The organism is Marininema mesophilum (assembly GCF_900106775.1).
Classification (GTDB): Bacteria; Bacillota; Bacilli; order Thermoactinomycetales; family DSM-45169; genus Marininema; species Marininema mesophilum.
In genome coordinates, this window is sequence record NZ_FNNQ01000011.1 from 26435 (window position 1) to 46299 (window position 19865).

Annotated in this window: 17 protein-coding genes; all 17 read left to right on the forward strand. The window is 47.2% G+C overall.

The features are described 5' to 3' along the window. Positions 1-184 precede the first annotated feature (184 nt). The 17 genes from tdh to glnA all read left to right on the forward strand — a co-directional run bounded on the left by tdh (position 185) and on the right by glnA (position 19841). A complete protein-coding gene (gene tdh / locus BLV90_RS11040; RefSeq protein ID WP_177168020.1) occupies positions 185-1225 on the forward strand; it encodes an L-threonine 3-dehydrogenase in 1041 nt (346 codons plus the stop codon). Positions 1226-1256: 31 nt separating this feature from the next. Then, positions 1257-2432, forward strand: a complete 1176-nt coding sequence (locus tag BLV90_RS11045; protein WP_091740749.1) for a glycine C-acetyltransferase — start codon at positions 1257-1259, stop codon at positions 2430-2432. A gap of 230 nt (positions 2433-2662) precedes the next feature. Further along, complete coding sequence (gene miaB, locus BLV90_RS11050) at positions 2663-4135, forward strand: tRNA (N6-isopentenyl adenosine(37)-C2)-methylthiotransferase MiaB (RefSeq protein ID WP_091740752.1); 1473 nt, start codon at positions 2663-2665, stop codon at positions 4133-4135. Between the two features lies 1 nt (position 4136). Then, on the forward strand, positions 4137-4559 hold the full coding sequence (locus tag BLV90_RS11055) for a YlbF family regulator (protein ID WP_091740755.1): 423 nt from the start codon (positions 4137-4139) through the stop codon (positions 4557-4559). 115 nt (positions 4560-4674) lie between these two features. Further along, a complete protein-coding gene (cotE, locus tag BLV90_RS11060; protein WP_091740758.1) occupies positions 4675-5241 on the forward strand; it encodes an outer spore coat protein CotE in 567 nt (188 codons plus the stop codon). Positions 5242-5368: 127 nt separating this feature from the next. Continuing rightward, positions 5369-6748 (forward strand): putative amidoligase domain-containing protein, encoded by a 1380-nt coding sequence (locus BLV90_RS11065; RefSeq protein WP_177168021.1) that lies wholly within the window; start codon positions 5369-5371, stop codon positions 6746-6748. 89 nt (positions 6749-6837) lie between these two features. After that, positions 6838-9477, forward strand: coding sequence for a DNA mismatch repair protein MutS (gene mutS, locus BLV90_RS11070; protein ID WP_091740764.1), 2640 nt, complete (start codon positions 6838-6840; stop codon positions 9475-9477). Continuing rightward, complete coding sequence (gene mutL / locus BLV90_RS11075) at positions 9470-11431, forward strand: DNA mismatch repair endonuclease MutL (protein ID WP_091740766.1); 1962 nt, start codon at positions 9470-9472, stop codon at positions 11429-11431. Before mutS ends, mutL begins: the two co-directional genes overlap by 8 nt. After that, positions 11431-12210 (forward strand): class I SAM-dependent methyltransferase, encoded by a 780-nt coding sequence (locus BLV90_RS11080; protein ID WP_091740769.1) that lies wholly within the window; start codon positions 11431-11433, stop codon positions 12208-12210. Before mutL ends, BLV90_RS11080 begins: the two co-directional genes overlap by 1 nt. After that, positions 12179-13129, forward strand: a complete 951-nt coding sequence (gene miaA, locus BLV90_RS11085; RefSeq protein ID WP_245726332.1) for a tRNA (adenosine(37)-N6)-dimethylallyltransferase MiaA — start codon at positions 12179-12181, stop codon at positions 13127-13129. Before BLV90_RS11080 ends, miaA begins: the two co-directional genes overlap by 32 nt. Positions 13130-13169: 40 nt before the next feature. Then, a complete protein-coding gene (gene hfq, locus BLV90_RS11090; RefSeq protein WP_091740771.1) occupies positions 13170-13415 on the forward strand; it encodes an RNA chaperone Hfq in 246 nt (81 codons plus the stop codon). Positions 13416-13511: 96 nt separating this feature from the next. Continuing rightward, positions 13512-14489: an AAA family ATPase gene (locus tag BLV90_RS11095; RefSeq protein WP_091740773.1), complete on the forward strand. Its 978-nt coding sequence runs from the start codon at positions 13512-13514 to the stop codon at positions 14487-14489. Between the two features lie 107 nt (positions 14490-14596). Continuing rightward, a complete protein-coding gene (hflX, locus tag BLV90_RS11100; protein WP_091740775.1) occupies positions 14597-15838 on the forward strand; it encodes a GTPase HflX in 1242 nt (413 codons plus the stop codon). 22 nt (positions 15839-15860) lie between these two features. Further along, positions 15861-17150, forward strand: a complete 1290-nt coding sequence (locus BLV90_RS11105) for a methionine gamma-lyase family protein (RefSeq protein ID WP_091740777.1) — start codon at positions 15861-15863, stop codon at positions 17148-17150. Between the two features lie 10 nt (positions 17151-17160). After that, the gene (locus BLV90_RS11110) at positions 17161-17637 is read left to right on the forward strand and encodes a DUF456 domain-containing protein (protein WP_091740779.1); all 477 of its coding nucleotides are present in this window, start codon (positions 17161-17163) and stop codon (positions 17635-17637) included. Between the two features lie 399 nt (positions 17638-18036). Next, positions 18037-18447 (forward strand): MerR family transcriptional regulator, encoded by a 411-nt coding sequence (locus tag BLV90_RS11115; RefSeq protein WP_091740781.1) that lies wholly within the window; start codon positions 18037-18039, stop codon positions 18445-18447. Positions 18448-18503: 56 nt separating this feature from the next. Then, positions 18504-19841: a type I glutamate--ammonia ligase gene (gene glnA, locus BLV90_RS11120; protein ID WP_091740783.1), complete on the forward strand. Its 1338-nt coding sequence runs from the start codon at positions 18504-18506 to the stop codon at positions 19839-19841. Positions 19842-19865: the final 24 nt, after the last annotated feature.

Here is a 19865-nt window from a genome sequence, read left to right on the forward strand (position 1 = left end):
TGGCGTATTCTTCGGTGATATTCTCCTATCGGAAAAACAGCGAGATTCTGTCACATCCTTATTGATTGATATTTCTGAAAATGTCTTTTTGGAATGGACAGTTTCGCTTTTTTTACATGGTAGTGTTATAATGCCCCTGTAATCATTATGATTAATAGAACGTGTGTAGGAAAGGGTGTCCGCCGTGGAAGGAAATATGCGTGCCCTGGTGAAACATCACGCTGGGTTTGGTGCAGAATTGCGAGAAGTTCCGATTCCTGCTGTAGGCCCGGGTGAAGTATTGGTGAAAGTACAAGCGACAACCATTTGTGGGACAGATGTCCATATCTATACATGGGATGAGTGGGCTGCAAGTCGTGTCCAGACACCGATGGTTTTTGGGCATGAATTCTCAGGGATTGTGGTAGAAAGAGGGGCTGGCGTTTCCCACTTACAAGTGGGGGATCATGTGTCTGCGGAAACTCATATCGTTTGTGGACATTGTCCCCAGTGTCGTCGGGGTGAAGCCCATGTATGCGCCAATACGAAAATTATTGGTGTTGATACGCAAGGGTGTTTTGCAGAGTATGCCGTAATGCCTGCAGAGAATTTGTGGAAGAATGATCCTGAGTTACCTCCGGAAATGGCCTCGGCAATGGAGCCACTGGGGAATGCTGTGCATACTGCGCTATCTGGTCCTATCGCAGGTAGATCGGTGGCCGTGATCGGCTGTGGCCCGATTGGAGTGATGGCTGTTGCTGTTGCGAAGGCTTCTGGTGCATCGGCAGTTATTGCTTTTGATATTAACGAGTATCGCCTACAGCTAGCAAAAACGATGGGGGCTACTCATCTGGTTAACTCCCGAGAGGAGGATCCTGTGGCGGAGGCGAAGAAGTTGACCGGTGGTGAAGGTGTCGATGTGGTTTTGGAGATGTCGGGAAATGCTGTAGCGATTAAGCAAGGCTTTTCCATGCTCACCTATGGTGGACGGATATCTATGCTAGGGCTACCAACTCAGCCAATCGAATTGGATATTACCAACGATATCGTGTTTAAAGGAGCGCAAGTTCATGGTATCGTTGGTCGAAGGATGTATCAAACTTGGCAACAGACCGCAGGTTTTCTTAACTCTGGCCAAGTAGATTTGGCGCCGATGATCACCCACCGATTCTCCCTGGAAGATTATGCCCAAGGTTTTGAACAAATGGTGAGTGGCCATTCAGGAAAAGTGGTTCTCTATCCGTGATGTACGGTTAAAACAGATAGGAGGAAATGGGATGAAGGGCTTTGAGTACCTAGAGAAAGAGATTCGCCAATGGCAAGATGCTGGAACCTACCGATCGTTGACAGAACTAGAGTCAGATCAAGGAGCTCGTGTGGTGATTAATGGCAAGGAAGTGATTCAGCTTTCTTCAAATAACTACCTTGGTTTGACGACCCATCCCCGTGTAAAACAAGCGGCATTGGAAGCTATTGAACGCTTTGGAGCAGGGACGGGCTCTGTACGTACTATCGCTGGTACTTTTTCTATGCATGAAGACTTTGAACGAGAACTTGCCGAGTTTAAACACACAGAAGCGGCCCTTGTCTTCCAATCTGGATTTACGGCCAACGTGGGAATCCTCGCAACGATTCTATCGGATCAGGATGTTGTGATCAGTGATGAACTCAACCATGCGAGCATTATTGATGGCATTCGCCTTACGAAGGCAGGTCGTCGGATATACAAGCATACCGATATGGAAGATCTTGAAGCTGCACTAAAGGAAACGCAAGATGCCCGCACCCGTTTGATTGTGACAGATGGAGTTTTCAGTATGGATGGGGATGTCGCTCCACTGCCAGAGATTGTAGAACTCGCGGAAAAATATCATGCGTTAGTGATGGTGGACGATGCCCATGCAAGTGGTGTGATGGGACGCAATGGACGAGGAACTGTGGATCACTTTGATTTAAATGGCCGCGTTCATATCCAAGTCGGTACCCTTTCCAAGGCTGTAGGCGTCCTGGGTGGTTATGTTGCAGGACCTGCTGTGTTGCGGGATTATCTTATTCACCGGGCTCGCCCCTTCCTTTTTAGTACCTCCCATCCTCCTGCGGTGACAGAAGCATGCCGAGCGGCGATTCAAGTGTTAAAGGAAGAGCCGGAGCTGATTGATAAGCTGTGGAGTAATACACGGATGTTTAAGGAAGGATTGGCCAAGCTTGGCTTTAACACAGGGAAGAGTGATACACCCATCACTCCTGTCATTGTCGGGCAGGATGCGCTGGCCATGAAATTCTCTGATGCGCTTTTAGAAGAAGGCGTTTATGCTCAGGGAATTGCTTTCCCAACGGTAAAACGTAACCAGGCTCGGGTACGAACGATTGTAACGGCAGCCCATTCAAGAGAAGACCTAGAATATGCTTTAGAAGCCTTTGGCCGTGCCGGGCAAAGGCTAGGAATCTTGTAAACGAAGAATGATTAATCGTGAATCTACCTTTGGTAGACAGCAATTAGGTCCATGCTAAGTGGAACGATGCTGTATTGCCAAGGGTTTTTTCTATACGGTTTATCCATGGATCGTGTGTCCCAGGGGTCCCTTTGAATCAGCGGTTTCGTTGAATGTGTCATATTTATCGTTTATAATAAAGAGATTGTGATGATTAATTTTCACCCTGAGCGGAAAGGGATGAGGAATAGATGAATGAAGAAATGCGCAAATATTTTAGTCCACCAGATTTGAAAGCAGCTAAAAAACGTGGAAAAGAAGAAATTTCCGTACTGGAATTTGATACGATTCCACCTGAGATGAAGAATATAGGGGTAGGGAAAAAGTATTTGATTCGTACCTTTGGGTGCCAGATGAACGTTCATGATAGTGAAACGATGGCTGGTATTTTAGAGCAAATGGGATACGAAGCGACTGAAAAAGATGAAGAAGCAGCGGTTATTCTTATCAATACTTGTGCGATTCGTGAGAATGCGGAAGATAAGGTTTATGGTGAAGTTGGCCGTCTGAAGGCTCTTAAGACGGAAAAGCCTGAAGTGGTCCTTGGCATGTGTGGCTGTATGTCCCAAGAGGAAAGCGTAGTCAATCGGATCCTTACAAAGCACCAGCATGTGGATCTCATCTTTGGTACGCACAATATCCACCGCCTCCCTCACCTTCTATTTGAAGCATTAATGGGCAAAGAGATGGTGGTAGAAGTTTGGTCCAAGGAAGGGGATATTGTTGAGAATCTACCGAAGGTACGGGAAGATGGTCTCAAAGCGTGGGTGAACATCATGTACGGTTGTGATAAGTTCTGCACCTACTGCATCGTACCGTATACCCGAGGCAAAGAACGGAGCCGTCGGCCGGAAGATGTGCTGGCTGAAGTACGGGAACTGGCTCGGAAAGGGTACCAAGAGATTACTCTTCTTGGGCAGAATGTAAACGCGTATGGTAAAGACTTTACTGATCGTGAATATCTCTTTGCAGATCTGATGGATGATGTTCGTCAGATTGGTATTCCACGTGTGCGGTTTACGACAAGTCATCCCCGGGATTTTGATGATCATTTGATTGATGTCCTGGCTCATAAAGGAAATTTAGTAGAGCATATTCATCTTCCAGCACAATCCGGTAATAGTGATATCCTAAAGATTATGGCTCGAAAGTATACTCGAGAGCAGTATAATGACCTAGTGCATAGAATTAAACGTAAGATTCCTGATGCGGTTTTGACAACGGATATTATCGTGGGCTACCCCGGTGAGACGGAGGAGCAGTTCCAAGATACACTATCACTGATGGAGGAAGTAGAGTACGATACTGCCTACACCTTTATTTATTCCCCTCGGGAAGGAACACCAGCAGCGCGGATGAAAGATGATGTACCAATGGAAGTGAAGAAGGAGCGGCTACAGCGCCTTAATCGTCTACAGGAGTCCATCAGCCGCCGAAAAAATGAAGAACTGCGTGGACAGGAAGTAGAGGTGCTTGTTGAAGGGGAAAGTAAGAAAAATCCCGATGTTCTTTCTGGTCGTACACGTACCAATAAACTGGTTAACTTCCGCGGACCTAAGCATTTGATTGGTCAATTTGTCCAAGTGCGAATCGATGAGCCGAAAACCTGGACTCTCTCCGGTACGCTCGTGGGAGAGACTCAGATAGGGCAGGTAGGTGGATAATATGGCTATGGAAATGAGTGATAGTCATCCAGCTCTTCAGTATGCTTCGTTGCTAGGGAGTAAAATGCTCGCAACAGAAGAAATTCAGCGTTTTCGCTTGGCAGAGAGGCAGATTCAAAAGAGTGAGAAAGTAAATGGGATGATTGCTGAGATCAAACGGAAGCAAAAGGAACTGGTTCACGCAAAGGCGTACCATAAGACAGAATATATCCGTCAGTTAGAAGGGGAACTGGATACACTCCAGCAAGAGATGGAGAGTTTACCCATCGTCCGCGAGTATCAGCAATCCCAAGTGGAAGTAAACGATCTGCTACAGACGATTCAAAAAGTGGTAGCGGATGTTGTTTCTGAAAAACTAGAGATTGAAATTGGTGGAGAAACAGGTGGCGGTTGTGGTAGTGGCGGTGCTTGCGGCTGTAACTGAGGCCTATTTATAACCCACTAGAAAAAACCCTGCAAATCTCGTAGGGTTTTTTTGACACCCTGGACTCCTGCCCTGCATACAATTGATTGAACGATTGTTTGGAGGAGGGAGCCTCGTGTCAAATACAGAAAGCGGTATACAAACCCGCCAAATTATCACGAAAGCTGTTACCGGCAAAGGCCGTAAGTTCTCCCAGACGACGCACTCCGTCCAGCCACCCGATAATATTTCCAGTATCTTAGGTTGCTGGATCATTAACCATCAGTATGATGCCGCACGGATCGGTGACGCAATTGAAGTAACGGGAAGCTACGACATTAACATCTGGTTTTCGCAAAATCGCAACACGAAGACAGAAGTAGCTAACCAAACGGTACGCTACAGTGTACCAGTGCAACTCAGTTATTTTGACAGAAATGTGCGGGATGGTACGACCGAAGTGAATGCTGTCGCCACCCAACCACCCAACTGCATCGAAGCAACCATATCTGGAAATGGTACAGTATTGGTTCGTGTGGAAAAGGAATTTTATGTAGAGATGGTGGGGGAGACGAAGGTCAATGTTGTTGTAGAACCTGGTGATGATGATTGGACGGACAAAGTTGGTGTCGATGATTATGGAGATGATATTGATTTTGAAGATCTGGACCCCAATTTGGTAATTGACGATCTGGATGGCTGATTAATCCGGGTTTTATAGGAGGAAGAGCACGGAGGCAACCAGCCTCCTTTTTCTTTTCCGCATGTACCCTCTTGGTATGAGCAACATATCATATCAAAGTCGAAAAACATACGGGAAGGGGATTGATATGGAATCATACGACCTGATCTTCGACACTACCGCGAACAGCCGGGACGTCTCTGATCAGGTGGTTACCCCGGAGCAGACCCTTGCCCCGTCCATCCACCTCGAGGGTACACCATCGACTTTAGCAGAGCCGATGCGAGTCCTAAACGACAAAAAAGCTGTTGCAAAAACGTCTTCACGCGAGGAAAGAAATTCTTGTCTCAAGATCCATGGGATAGCAACCGCCGAGAAAGTGGGAATTCTTAAGCAATACATTGTCTGTGTTTTTCAAACTAATGTATTGCTTACCTATCGTACTCGTGCCCGTAAAGCATGGCTTGCACAGGGACAGAATAGAATCCGGAATCAAATTACCCGAGTACAGTTAGAGGATGATAGCAGAGAAGTGCGGCGTGTACGCACACTGGCTGTTCGTGCTTTGTACGCCCTTGGTTTAGATTATGGATTAGTTCGTGTAGCAATCCAAGCAGGCAACAGAGTGTCGATCATCGATGTAAACCCTTCTCCCAAGTTAAATGATGAGATGAAATCCGTCTTTGTCGATGCAGTACACGAGTATATCAGCATGCTTCCTCGTGCGGCAGTGAACTTAAAGCAGGTGATGCTGGGAGCCGACCCGGAATTTATGATGCGGCATTCGGATGGAAATCTGGTGATGGCTTCCAAATATTTTCCGAAACGTGGCCGAGTGGGGTGTGATGCCATTTGGCATGGGCAGGATCGAGCGAAGAAACCGTTAGTGGAATTGCGTCCTGAACCTACAACGGATCCACGAGAGTTAGTCATTCGTCTTTATCAGGGGCTACGAACGGCTTCTCACAAGGTAAATGAGCCCAATATCGAGTGGTTAGCTGGAGCACTTCCTCATCATCAGTTTCCCCTAGGAGGACACATTCACTTTAGTGGAGTTTCCCCGAACTTTAAATTACTTCGTGCATTGGATCACTACTTGGCTCTACCTTTAGTACTTGTTGAAGATCAACGAGGGATCAAGAGGCGTCCTAAATACGGATTTCTTGGGGATTACCGATTACAGTTTCATGGAGGTTTTGAGTATCGAACCTTACCTAGCTGGTTGATTTCACCTACTCTTTGCAAAGGAGTATTGGCCGCAGCACAGTTGATCGTTGCTCGATACCCTGAACTTACCGCAAGGGATCTCCATGAATTATCCGTTCAGAAAGCATACTATGAAGGGGAAAAGGAGGTCCTAAGGGATCGAGCTTCCCGTCTTTGGGGAGAATTAACCCTGCTCCCTGAATACAAAACCTATCAAAAATTTTTAGATGCATTATCTCAATATCTTTTTTCGGGAATTACTTGGGATGAGTCGAAGGATTTTCGTATCTACTGGAAGTTGCCGCCCTACAGTCGGAAATGACAACGGGGTGGCTTGTTCCGGTTGGAGGGCCATGGTAAAATAAAAAACGATGATGAACAAGAAAAATAAGAATTCGGAGGAGCTGGAACGTGTCCAATTACACTCCGATGATACAGCAGTATCTATCGATTAAGGCAGAATACCAGGATGCCTTTTTATTTTTTCGTTTGGGTGACTTTTACGAGTTATTTTTTGAAGATGCCAAGCGGGCCTCAGAATATCTAGAACTTACTCTTACAGGTCGTGATGGTGGCGGTAAGGAACGAATTCCGATGTGTGGAGTTCCTCACCATGCCGCGGACGTTTACATCGGACGCTTGATTGAAAAAGGGTATAAAGTGGCCCTTTGTGAACAAGTAGAAGACCCCACACAGGCTAAGGGCGTTGTGAAGCGTGAAGTAGTTCGCGTTGTTACGCCTGGGACTGTTATGGAAGAGAAAATGCTTGCTGAGAAGGAGAACAATTTTTTAGTTGCGGTGACAAAGCGTGAAGATCACTATGCAATAGCTGCGGCTGATTTTTCCACAGGGGAATTTTATGTTACGGAACTTTCCGGATCATCGGAGCAAGCAATCGATGAATTGCTTGCTTTTTCCCCAAAGGAAGTACTATTGTCTCCAGATTTAAGCGGGGATGAACACTTTTTAAATCAGTTACGAGGGCATCATGGGGTGCACATTACGCTATTGAAAAGGGAGTGGCTCCCTGCTCTAAAGCAGATAGAAGAAGAGTTGCAAAGACAATTTCCAGGTTGTGAAGATACTTATGGGTCCCCTGTTTCGTTAGAAGTGGCAGGAATTCTTCATACCTACCTGCAACAGACCCAAAAACGGTCGATGGCTCATATGAATCGCCTTGAACGATACGATGCAGGTCAATATATGGTCCTTGATACTGCGGCACGCCAAAATTTAGAGTTGACCGCGACGCTTCGTGATGGTCGAAAAAAGGGTTCCTTGCTCTGGTTATTAGACCAGACAGCGACAGCGATGGGGAGTCGACTGCTGAAAAAATGGCTAGATAAACCTTTACTCGATCAAAAACAGATAGAGAACCGACAAGGTGCCGTACAAGCCTATGTAGAGAACCTGATTCTCCTGGAGGAAATTCGGGATCATTTACGTGGCGTTTACGATTTAGAACGTCTTTGTGCGCGAATCGCTTATGGTTCAGCAAATGGTCGGGATCTTCATGCGCTACGGCGCTCCTTGGAGGCGGTCCCTGCTTTACGTAAAAGACTGGCAGGCACGAGCTCACCTACCTTCGCTCAATTGGTTGAAGGGATGGATCCTTGCCTGGATGTGGTGAAGAACATTGCTAGGTCGATTGTCGAAGAACCTCCAATATCGATTAAAGAGGGGGGCATTATTTGTGAAAGGTATGATGAGTCCCTGGATGAGCTCCGTACTGTACAACGCGAGGGACGTTCATGGATTTCTCAGCTGGAGCAACGGGAGCGGGAAGCGACAGGGATTCGTTCCCTTAAAGTAGGATTTAACAAGGTATTTGGCTACTACATCGAAGTAACCCGTGCCAATCTTAAATCAATACCAGAAGGTCGATATCAACGGAAACAAACCTTGGCAAATGCCGAGCGTTTTGTAACTCCCGAGTTAAAAGAGCGAGAACGATTAATTCTTACGGCGGAAGAGAAATCGGTAGAGAAAGAGTACAAGCTCTTCAACGAGGTAAGGGACTCGATTGCCAGTGAGATTTCTCGGATTCAAAAATTGGCGGATCAAGTTGCCCAAGTAGATGCTCTTCATTCTCTTGCAGTCGTTTCCAATCGGTATCGCTATGTATGTCCAGAAATTAGTACAGATGATACACTGAAGATCGAGGGTGGTCGCCATCCTGTGGTAGAAGCGGCTGTGGGTGAAGGGTTTATTGCTAATGACCTTCATTTGGATCGACGGAATCGTCAGGTGTTATTGATTACAGGGCCTAATATGGCGGGCAAGAGCACTTATATGCGTCAGTCTGCTTTGATCACCATAATGGCCCAAATCGGCTCCTTTGTGCCTGTGAAGAAAGCGGTTATCGGGATTGTGGATCGTATCTTTACACGCATCGGTGCAGCGGATGATTTGGTAGGTGGACGGAGTACCTTCATGGTGGAAATGGATGAGACCCGTCAAGCCTTAGGACAAGCTACCTCACGTAGTTTGATCCTCTTGGACGAGGTAGGGAGAGGAACTTCTACCTATGACGGAATGGCCTTAGCCCAGGCAATTGTGGAGTATATCCATGATCATGTTGGAGCGAAAACCCTTTTCTCTACCCACTACCATGAACTAACGGCTCTTGAAAATGAGCTCTCCCGTGTAGTTAATGTGAATGCTCGCTGTATTGAGAAGGATGGCGAGGTTGTCTTTTTACATAAAATCGAAGAGGGCGGAGCGGATCGTAGCTACGGTATTCATGTTGCCCAGTTAGCAGGATTACCTCAAGAGGTCATTTACCGGGCACAGGTAATTTTAAAGGGTTTAGAATCCCGGCCAGAGGGAGTAGAGGCTGAAAGAGAGCTCTCAATGCATCAGCTGGATCTATTTCAATATGAGACAGCAGTAACCAAGGAAGATCCCTACTCGGAAGAGGAGAGAAAGGCCTTGGAATCCCTGCGGAATTGGGATTTATTGAATCGAGCCCCCATGGAATCCCTTCACCTTCTTGAGAAGTTGCAACGGAGTTTGCAAGGCCAATCCTCAGGAGGCGGTACTGATGGGTAAGATTCGGATTCTCGATAACAACCTTGCGAATCAAATTGCTGCAGGGGAGGTAGTAGAGCGGCCGGCCTCCGTGGTAAAGGAACTGGTGGAAAATTCTCTGGATGCAGGAGCTGATCGGATTCAGGTCGCTATCGAAGAAGGGGGAATCCGGTCCATACACGTGTCGGATAATGGACAGGGGATGGATCGAGAGGATGCGCTTCGTGCCTTTGAACGTCATGCCACTAGTAAGATTCGGCGGGAGCGTGATTTGTTTTCAATCCGCTCCCTCGGCTTTCGTGGTGAAGCCCTTCCCAGTATCGCTTCAGTTTCCCGCTTGACGTTAACTACCTCAGCAGGAGAGGGGGAAGCGGCGGCATGTGTCCGGATGGATGGAGGAAAATCGACTGCAGTAGAGGATGCGGTTCGTTCCCAAGGGACTGAAGTCCTAGTGGAGGACCTATTCTTCAATACGCCAGCTCGTTTGAAGTATTTGAAAACCGTCAACACTGAGGTTAGCCATGTGGCCGATAGCATGGGACGTCTAGCATTGGCTCACCCAAGGGTTTCGATCCTCCTTACTCATAATGGACGTGAATTGTTTCGTACTCCAGGGGATGGAAAACTTCTTCATGTTGTTCATGCCCTCTATGGGAAACAAGTTGCACGTCAAGCAATGAGTATTGTGGCGGAAGATATGGATTTTTCGGTGACAGGGATGATCATCCGTCCAGAGATTACGCGCTCCAATCGCTCCTATATCTCTACAGTGATTAATGGGCGCTTTATCCGGAACATCTCCATTGTTCAAGCGGTGCTTCGCGCTTACGATACCCTACTCCCGATTGGTCGTTATCCCATTACAGTCCTCTCGATAGAGATGGACCCGAAATTAGTGGATGTGAACGTTCATCCAGCCAAATTGGAAGTCCGCTTATCCAAGGAGAAGGAGTTGTGCCGGTTGATCGAAGAGGAGGTAAGACAACTCTTCCGCCGTCAGGTATTAATTCCAGAGGCAAAAAGTCCCCGGGAACGCCCTGTTTCAAGACCTGTCCAAGACCGGCTGCGCTTAGAAAATCCATCCCAGGGGCAAGAGACGAAGCCACCGAATAGAGAGTGGAAAAGCCCGATTGGACGCGTAGAGGAGGGTGAAATCCGGGAGAATGCTTCTTCTTATTTGAAGTTAAGTCCTATTCAGGATACTCTTTCAGAAAAACCGTCTGTATCCCAGCCGACTGCTTCACGAGAGGACGTCTTGCAAACACCCGGTCCTAATATTAAGGATAGACTTATACAGGAAGCCAAAGAGTCTAACCAAGAATTTGATCAAGAAACGTTGCCTTCTCCATCTTCTGGTAACGATCGAGGTACCATGTATGAGAAAAGAACGGGGATTCCCCATGATCTCTTGCCTTTGGCCCAGGTTCATGGCACTTACATCCTTGCTCAAGCGGAGAGTGGGTTTTATATCCTGGATCAGCATGCGGCCCATGAACGAATCTATTATGAAATTTTCTATCGTCGGTTGCAGGAGAAGAACCAAGATCAACAGCCATTATTGGTCCCGGTTACTATCGAATGTACTCCAGGTGAGGCTGAGACGATTCGTCAGCGGACTCCCGAGCTAGAGGAGTTGGGTGTCGAGCTAGAGTCCTTTGGAACGACAGCGTTTTTGATTCGTTCCCATCCACGATGGCTTCCAAAGGGGGAGGAAGAATCGATGATTCGAGAGATCGTCGATTGGATGAAGTCAGGGAAGAAAGTGGAACAGGCGCTATTATTGGATGATGGGGCGAAGATGATGGCATGTAAAGCAGCGATAAAGGCGAATCGTCATCTAAGGCGGGAGGAGATGGAGAGCTTAATTCATCAATTACGGGAATGCGAAACACCGTATACCTGTCCCCATGGTCGTCCGGTCTTGATCCACTTTTCCACGTATGAGATAGAGAAAATGTTTAAGCGGGTGATGTAATGGCATTTGTAACCACGATCCGCAAACCTAGGGGGAAAGTCCAGGAATCTGCAAAGGAGTTGGCGCACTTTCTTTCTGCTCCATACCTTCCTCGAAATAATTTATCTATGGCACAACTGTATAAAAGGAGTGGTTTCGCCGAGGCGGTGATTGTAGGCCCGGAAGGTGCTAAGTGGCAGGATACCGAAGGAAAAGGTTTTTTCTTTCACCCCAATATGGCCCCTATCCGGGTAAAAGAGCTTACTCATGGGGGAAATGATGCACTGATCGAAGCGAGTGGAATCAAGGCAGGGGATCGGGTATTGGATTGTACGTTGGGTCTTGGCTCCGATGCGATTGTTGCTGCTCATGTGGTGGGAGAGGAAGGAAATGTGACAGGGCTTGAAAGTCAACCCGTGGTTGCTGCATTAGTGTCCTATGGGCTAAAAGTTTATCAGCTGGATTCTCCACGTTTATTGGAAGCGATGCATCGCGTAGAGGTGTGCTATGCAGATTATCGTCATTTCTTGCGCGAAATGGAGGATGATAGCTATGATGTCGTTCTCTTCGACCCGATGTTTCGGCAAACGGTAATCGGTTCCACTAGTTTGCAGGCTTTAAAAATGCTAGCTAATCCAGCTCCCTTAGATTCCATCTCCGTCGCAGAGGCTTGTCGTGTGGCAAAACGAAGGGTTGTTCTCAAGGAACGGAAGATAAGCGGGGAATTTGAACGGCTTGGATTTCGCGTTGTAAAGGAGGCCTCCAAATTTGACTTCGGCATCATTGAATGCGGGGGGTAACCTTCTCGTCGTTGTCGGCCCTACTTCTGTAGGCAAAACTGCCCTTAGTTTGGAGTTAGCAGATACCTTTGCTGGGGAAATCATATCGGGTGATTCGATGCAGGTATACCGATATATGGACATTGGTACTGCAAAGGCGACTCCAGCAGAGCGGGCACAGATTCCCCATCATCTGATCGATTTAAAGGACCCGGATGAAGCTTTCTCAGTGGATGAGTTTCAGCGATTGGCACGGCAGACGATAGCCGAGGTGCAAAGTCAAAGCCATCTACCGATGATTGTCGGCGGTACCGGCCTTTACATCCAGTCTGTCACCCATGGTTATCAACTTCCTGAGGTTAAGGAAGATCCATCCTTTCGCACTGAAATGAATCAGTTAGCAGATGAGAAGGGGCAGGAGGTCCTCCATAATCTTCTTGCCGCCAAGGATGCACAAGCGGCGGCTCGACTCCATCCCAATGATCGCCGCCGTGTCATTCGTGCGCTTGAAATTATCAAGGAGACGGGTAAACCCTTAGCAGAGGTACAGCAACGAGAACGATCCCCTTACCGGATTTGCTGGATCGGGCTTACGATGCCCAGGGCAAGCCTTTATGAGCGCATCAACAGCCGTGTTGAGCAGATGATGGAAGAGGGATTGCTAGAGGAGGTGATCCGCCTGCGGGAAATGGGTTATTCTCGAACGCTTACCTCGATGCAAGCTCTGGGATATAAAGAGCTGATGCTTTATCTGGAGGGTGAATGTAGTCATTCTGAAGCGGTTGAGATGATTCAGCAGGGCACTCGAAAATATGCGAAGCGGCAACTCTCCTGGTTTCGCCGATTACCAGAAATTTACTGGGTGGATGTCTCGAATGAGGGCTTTGTACGAGAAATTCACCGACACGTAGCAGGAAACTTCCCTCTGTATAAAGAATAGAGTAAACTAATGCCAAAATGTACATAGGAGGTACGAAACGTTGAAGCAATCGATCAACATCCAAGATACGTTCCTCAATCAGATTCGTAAAGAATCAGTTCCCGTCACCATCTATCTCGTTAACGGTTTTCAACTGCGTGGTGTGGTGCGGGGCTTTGATAATTTTACGATCGTGATCGACAGTGACGGAAAACAACAGATGGTTTATAAACACGCTATCTCTACCTTCACACCGGCACGAGCAGTATCCTTGATGTCTAGCGACGAATCCAATAAAGAAGGTTAAAACCAAGTGGCTACTCACTTGGTTTTTTCATGTCTTCACCAATACCTGGGCTCCTGCGTATATATAGGGCAGCGATTCCGCGAAGAGGTGACAGATATGGCCAACCGCGTGATTACTCAGGAAACCCGCCGTATCCAGGTGGTATTAGATCATGGTCCTCGTAAAAAAAGAGACTGGAAGATACGAGATCAACTAGCCGATCCCATACAGGAGGAGGAACACCTTCCTCTAAAACGCTGCCTGGATGAGCTGGAGAGTTTAGTGGGTCTCTCTAAAGTAAAATCCTTTATCCATGAAATTTACGCTTGGCTGGCAGTTAGCCGGCGACGGACAGCGGCAGGCCTTACTACGGATAGCCAGGTTCTCCATATGATCTTTGAAGGAAATCCAGGCACAGGAAAGACAACAGTTGCTCGCATAATGGGACGAATGTTAAAAGAGATGAATGTGCTTGAGAAAGGACACGTTGTTGAGGTAGAGAGAGCAGATCTGGTCGGGGAATACATCGGTCACACTGCTCAAAAAACCAGGGAACATGTGAAGCAGGCCATCGGTGGTATACTCTTCATCGATGAAGCGTATGCCCTATCCCGTGGTGGAGATAAGGACTTCGGTAAAGAGGCGATTGATACACTAGTCAAGTCCATGGAGGATCACAAGGATGGTTTTGTTCTCATTCTAGCCGGGTATCCTGCAGAAATGGAGCGCTTTATCCGTTCCAATCCAGGACTCCCCTCTCGCTTTCCCATCCGGCTAAATTTCTCCGATTTTTCCCTCGATGAACTGGTTCGGATTGCAGAGGGAATGGTAACAACTCGTCAGTATCGGTTTTCGGTACCGGCTAGAGAGAAACTAACCACTCATCTAGCAGAGGAGAGTAGATGCTCGGTGGAATCCTTTGGCAATGCACGTTATGTGCGCAATATTGTTGAGCAGGCGATCCGCTTACAGGCAGTCCGACTCCTTCATACCCGGTACATCTCTCGTGAAGATTTAATGACCTTGACTTCAGAGGATATTCGTTTTCCCACAAGCACGACAACGAAATCCCCTGCCTATTCGTGGTATAATTAATTTATACGTGAAGCTCAGACGTGTTGATTAATCAACACGTCTGAGTTGAGGCATTGTGCCAAGGAGGATGAATAGCTATCGAAGATAAGGATCCTATCGAACGGGCGATTCTCGTTGGTTGTGCTCTTAAAACCGACGATGTCGACTTGGATTCGTCCCTTTTTGAACTTGCGCGCTTGGTGGATACCGCACAAGCTGTACCAGTTGCAAGGGTGACACAGGTTCGTGATCAGTACGACTCTACATGGTTGATCGGAAAAGGAAAAGTAGAAGAGATCATCAAGAGCGTGGAAGAAGATAAGATTGATTTGGTTGTCTTTGATCGGGAACTCTCTCCAAGGCAACTTACTCGTTTAGAAGAGCGCATTCCATGTAAAGTGATTGACCGGACACAATTGATCTTGGATATTTTTGCGATGCGTGCTCAAACCAAAGAGGGAAGCCTTCAAGTAGAACTAGCGCAACTGGAGTACATGTTGCCCCGTCTTGTGGGGAAAGGAACTGAACTTTCCCGTCTAGGAGGTGGCATTGGTACCCGAGGTCCAGGGGAGAAGAAACTGGAGACAGATCGCCGCCATATCCGTGGACGCATTCATGATCTGAAGCGAGATTTAGAGCAGGTGCGAAAACATCGACAGCTTCACCAATCGCGTCGTCGGAAGATGGAGATCGTGCAGGTGGCCTTGGTGGGCTATACCAATGCAGGGAAATCTACCTTGCTCAATCGGTTGACAGGCTCTACTGTTCTGGAGGAGGATCAGCTCTTTGCTACTTTGGACCCGACGTCACGCTTTTTGGATCTTCCTTCAGGTGAGAAAATCCTACTGACCGATACGGTAGGGTTTATTCGTAATCTACCCCATCACTTAGTAGCCGCTTTCCGTTCTACTTTGGAGCAGGTTCAAGAGGCAGATCTTTTACTTCATGTAGTGGACCAGAGTCATCCGGAAGCTGCATCACAGATGGCAGCGGTACAACAAGTATTGAAGGATCTTTCTGCTGATAAAGTGCCGATGTTGACGGTATTTAATAAACGAGATCAAGGACGAGGGGAGGTTCTCTCTGCTGAAGGGGAGTTGATTCAGATTTCGGCCTTGGCGGAGGCGGATATAGCAAGGCTGAAGGAGAAAATCGCTCAGATTCTCTATGAAGCGCAGGTTTCTGGTTCTGCAGAGATCCCTGTCGCACGAGGAGAAATGATTTCCCAACTCTATGAGGTAGCGGATGTTCTTCACTCGGAGGTGAATGATTTGACAATGACCCTTCATTTCCGACTTCCTCGTAAAAAATATGAGCGGATGCCACCTGAGATCAAGGCATGCATTCGTGAAGTCCATGAGAAAAACTAATTGAAGAAATGGTGTTGTCAGCGTGTATACGTATTTTCAGAACGCAGCAATTTTAAAGCAGTGGGGGGAAGATGCGGAGAAGAAGATTACTCCTATTCTCCGCCGGATTGAGAGGCAAGTGGATGAACATCAGTGGCGACTTCTTGTAGCTTATCGGCGAACAGGCGTTTCTGAAGCTCATTTGGCTTCATCAACAGGCTATGGGTATGATGACCTTGGACGTGAAGCCTTAGAATCGATCGTGGCGGAGGTTTTTGGTGCACAGTCGTGTCTTTTCCGTTCTCATATCACTTCAGGAACCCATGCCATCGCTGCCAGTTTATTTGGTATCTTACGTCCAGGAGATGAACTCCTCTACATAACAGGAGCACCCTATGACACATTGCATCAAGTGATTGGTGATCGTGCGGATGGATCAGGATCTCTAACGGACTATGGGATCGCCTATCAGGCCATTTCACTCACCTCCGATGGGAAGGTAGACTGGAGTGCAGTACAGGAGGCAGTAACCCCTCGCACCCGATGCATCGCTATCCAACGCTCACGGGGATATGCAGAGAGAGCCTCTATTACCATCGATCAGATGGAAGCGATGATTACACAAGTACGCCAGATTTGCCCGAGTGCCGCTATATTTGTGGATAATTGTTATGGCGAGTTTGTAGAAGATCGTGAGCCCACCCATGTGGGAGCAGATCTAATCGCTGGTTCACTCATTAAAAACCCTGGTGGGGGATTGGCCAAGTCAGGCGGATACATTGCTGGTAAAAAGCAGTGGGTGGATCGTGCGGCTTCCCGGTTAGTAGCACCTGGCATATTAGCAGAGGGAGGAGCAAGCCATGGTTACCTGCGTGATTTTTACCAAGGCTTCTTTCTCGCACCTCATGTGGTAGGTGAGGCTTTAAAGGGAGCTGTATACGCAGCTGCCATGTTGGAGGCAGCGGGTTTTAGCAGTACTCCGGGATGGAGCGATCCTCGAGCTGATATTATCCAACTGATACAATTTGGTAGTCCAGAACCATTGATCGATTTTTGTCAGGGGATTCAGCAAGCATCCCCTGTAGATGCCCATGTTCGCCCAGAACCTTCTTCGATGCCAGGCTATGAAGATCCGGTGATCATGGCAGCTGGTACCTTTGTGCAGGGGGCGAGCATTGAGCTTTCTGCGGACGGGCCCCTTCGTCCACCCTATCGGGCCTATATGCAGGGGGGCCTGACGTATTCCCATGTGAAAATTGGTATTTTGACTGCATTAGATCGCATGTTGACACGTAAGGCACATTCAAAAACTATTCTCTCAGAGCGTAGGTGAAAAACGAACAATGGATATGTTTTGGTGGTCGATGGTCATCCTCCTCTTTGTTTTAGGTTTTGCAGGGTTATTTCTCCCTGTACTTCCGGATGCATTGCTATTGCTTGGCGGTTTTATCCTTTATGATGTGGTGATTGGCAACGGGTCGTTTCCCCTCATCTTTTGGATTACTGCAGGGTTGATTACGGTCTTGATTATGATCGTTGATTATGTAGCAGGGGGGATTGCTGCACGCAAGTATGGTGGTTCCCGCGCATCTACGTGGGCGGCTATTGTAGGTGCTGTGGTAGGTCTTGTCATTGGGCCGATTGGTATGATTATCGGTCCCTTTGTCGCGGTGGTTCTCGTGGAGATGCTACAGAAAAAAAGCTTTGAAGAAGCGATGAAAGTCGGTTTCGGCACCATGATCGGTTTTATTGGGGGCGTATTGTTTAAAGGATTGCTGATGATTGCTTTGATAATCTGGTTTATTATTTTAGTTATGTAGCGAGAGGATGAATGAGTTTTTATATAAGATGTAGGAAAACGAACGAAAGGTTTTCTCTACACCCTGGGTCATCCAATCGGATGGCCCTATCTATTCTAGGCTGGGTTGAGTGACAGACGGACATTGCGGTCAACAGTATTCGATTAGAAACATATGGTTATCTAGACTTTAACATCATCAATTGAGAGACTACTTTGAAGAAATATGAGTGTAGGATTGATAAAACGCTTTGTAGAAGGCACACTGTAGAGGAAAGTCAAAGGTGTGTTGGATTTAATTGGGGAACATTAATAAGGCAGGTTTTATTTATTTTGTTAAATTTCCTTACACCCGTTGACAATGAAACCTGACATGAATACAATGGGGACAGAAAGCGTGATTTGTGAGGAGGCACTGCTGATGCGTGATGAGACTCGTCGTAACATGCCTCTCTTTTCAATGGGCACCGTGACAAAACTGACTGAACTCACCCCACGGCAAGTGCGATATTACGAACAACAAGGGTTGATTCGTCCCGCTCGCACAAATGGCAATCAGCGGCTTTTTTCGTTTAACGATGTCGATCGTCTGCTTCATGTGAAAACGCTGATGGAGAAGGGCGTCAACATTGCTGGCGTAAAAGAGATGCTACAAAAAGAAGATCAAGGGGAGACAGTTTCCGCAGAAGTAGTCGAGGCTCAGCCGGTGAAAAAACCGGAAATTTCTGAGGCAGAACTGTACAAACTCTTAAAGAGGCAACTTGCTGATCCATCTGCTCGCTCCAATCAGAATCATCTACTGCGAGGTGAGTTATCTCGTTTCTTTCATTAGATGTCGTAGTAGTAAACCATTACGGAATGTACGAATTTGAAGGGAGATAGAAGTCCATGTCAAAATTCACTAAAGAAGACATCCTGAAACAGGTCGAAGAACACAATGTAGAGTATATTCGTCTCCAATTTACTGATCTACTTGGTACGATCAAAAACGTGGAAATCCCAAAAGGTCAACTCTCTAAAGCGTTGGATAACAAGATGATGTTTGATGGATCCTCCATTGAAGGTTTTGTGCGTATCGAAGAATCAGACATGTACCTATATCCTGACTTGGACAGCTGGATTGTTTATCCTTGGGGTGGAACAGAGGATTCTCGTGTAGCTGGGTTGATCTGTGATGTATATAATACAGACGGTGAACCCTTCTCTGGAGACCCTCGTGGTATCCTGAAAAAAGTCTTGAAAGAAGCAGAAGAGATGGGCTTTACTTCTTTCAACGTAGGGCCTGAGCCAGAATTCTTCCTCTTTAAAACCGATGCACAGGGTGAGCCGACCCTTGATCTAAACGATAAGGGAGGATACTTTGACTTAGCGCCACTCGATCTGGGTGAAAACTGCCGTCGTGATATCGTGGTAACCCTGGAGCGGATGGGCTTTGAGATGGAAGCTTCTCACCATGAAGTGGCCCCTGGCCAGCATGAAATCGACTTTAAATATGCCAATGCCCTGACCGCTGCGGATAACATCCAGACCTTCAAATTAGTAGTGAAAAACATCGCTCGCCGTTATGGTTTGCACGCTACCTTTATGCCGAAACCTTTGTTCGGTGTAAACGGATCAGGTATGCACTGTCACCAATCGCTATTCCGCGGAAAAGAGAATGCTTTCTTTGAAGACAGTGATGAATTAGGTCTATCCGAGACCGCTCGCCAATACCTTGCAGGGGTCTTAAAGCATGCGAAAGCCTTTACCGCTTTGACCAACCCGCTTATAAACTCCTATAAGCGTTTGGTACCTGGCTACGAAGCTCCTTGCTACGTTGCTTGGTCTCCGAAAAACCGTAGTCCGCTTGTCCGCGTTCCGGCTTCCCGTGGTGTCTCTACCCGGATCGAGGTTCGTAGTCCAGACCCGGCAGCTAACCCATACCTTGCTTTAGCAGTTATGCTCAAAGCGGGTCTCGATGGTATTAAAAACAAATTGGAAGTTCCAAAAGAAACCGATCGTAACATCTACATCATGGACGAAGAAGAGCGGAAAGCCGCAGGGATTGAAAGCTTGCCTTCTTCCTTGAAAGAGGCTCTCGATGAGCTAGCGAAAAACGAAGTAATCCGCGAAGCTCTTGGTGAGCATGCCGTAGAACACTTCCTCGAAGCAAAAGAGATTGAATGGGATATGTTCCGGACTCAAGTTCATCCTTGGGAACGTGACCAATATATGACCTTCTATTAAGTCGAAGGGTTGTAAAAGCCGACG

Coding starts and splice junctions, on each gene's coding strand:
- BLV90_RS11045 (WP_091740749.1), top strand. CDS start 1,257: ATGAAGGGCTTTGAGTACCTAGAGAAAGAGATTCGCCAATGGCAAGAT.
- miaB (WP_091740752.1), top strand. CDS start 2,663: ATGAATGAAGAAATGCGCAAATATTTTAGTCCACCAGATTTGAAAGCA.
- BLV90_RS11055 (WP_091740755.1), top strand. CDS start 4,137: ATGGCTATGGAAATGAGTGATAGTCATCCAGCTCTTCAGTATGCTTCG.
- BLV90_RS11065 (WP_177168021.1), top strand. CDS start 5,369: ATGGAATCATACGACCTGATCTTCGACACTACCGCGAACAGCCGGGAC.
- mutL (WP_091740766.1), top strand. CDS start 9,470: ATGGGTAAGATTCGGATTCTCGATAACAACCTTGCGAATCAAATTGCT.
- BLV90_RS11080 (WP_091740769.1), top strand. CDS start 11,431: ATGGCATTTGTAACCACGATCCGCAAACCTAGGGGGAAAGTCCAGGAA.
- BLV90_RS11095 (WP_091740773.1), top strand. CDS start 13,512: ATGGCCAACCGCGTGATTACTCAGGAAACCCGCCGTATCCAGGTGGTA.
- BLV90_RS11110 (WP_091740779.1), top strand. CDS start 17,161: ATGGATATGTTTTGGTGGTCGATGGTCATCCTCCTCTTTGTTTTAGGT.
- BLV90_RS11115 (WP_091740781.1), top strand. CDS start 18,037: ATGCGTGATGAGACTCGTCGTAACATGCCTCTCTTTTCAATGGGCACC.
- glnA (WP_091740783.1), top strand. CDS start 18,504: ATGTCAAAATTCACTAAAGAAGACATCCTGAAACAGGTCGAAGAACAC.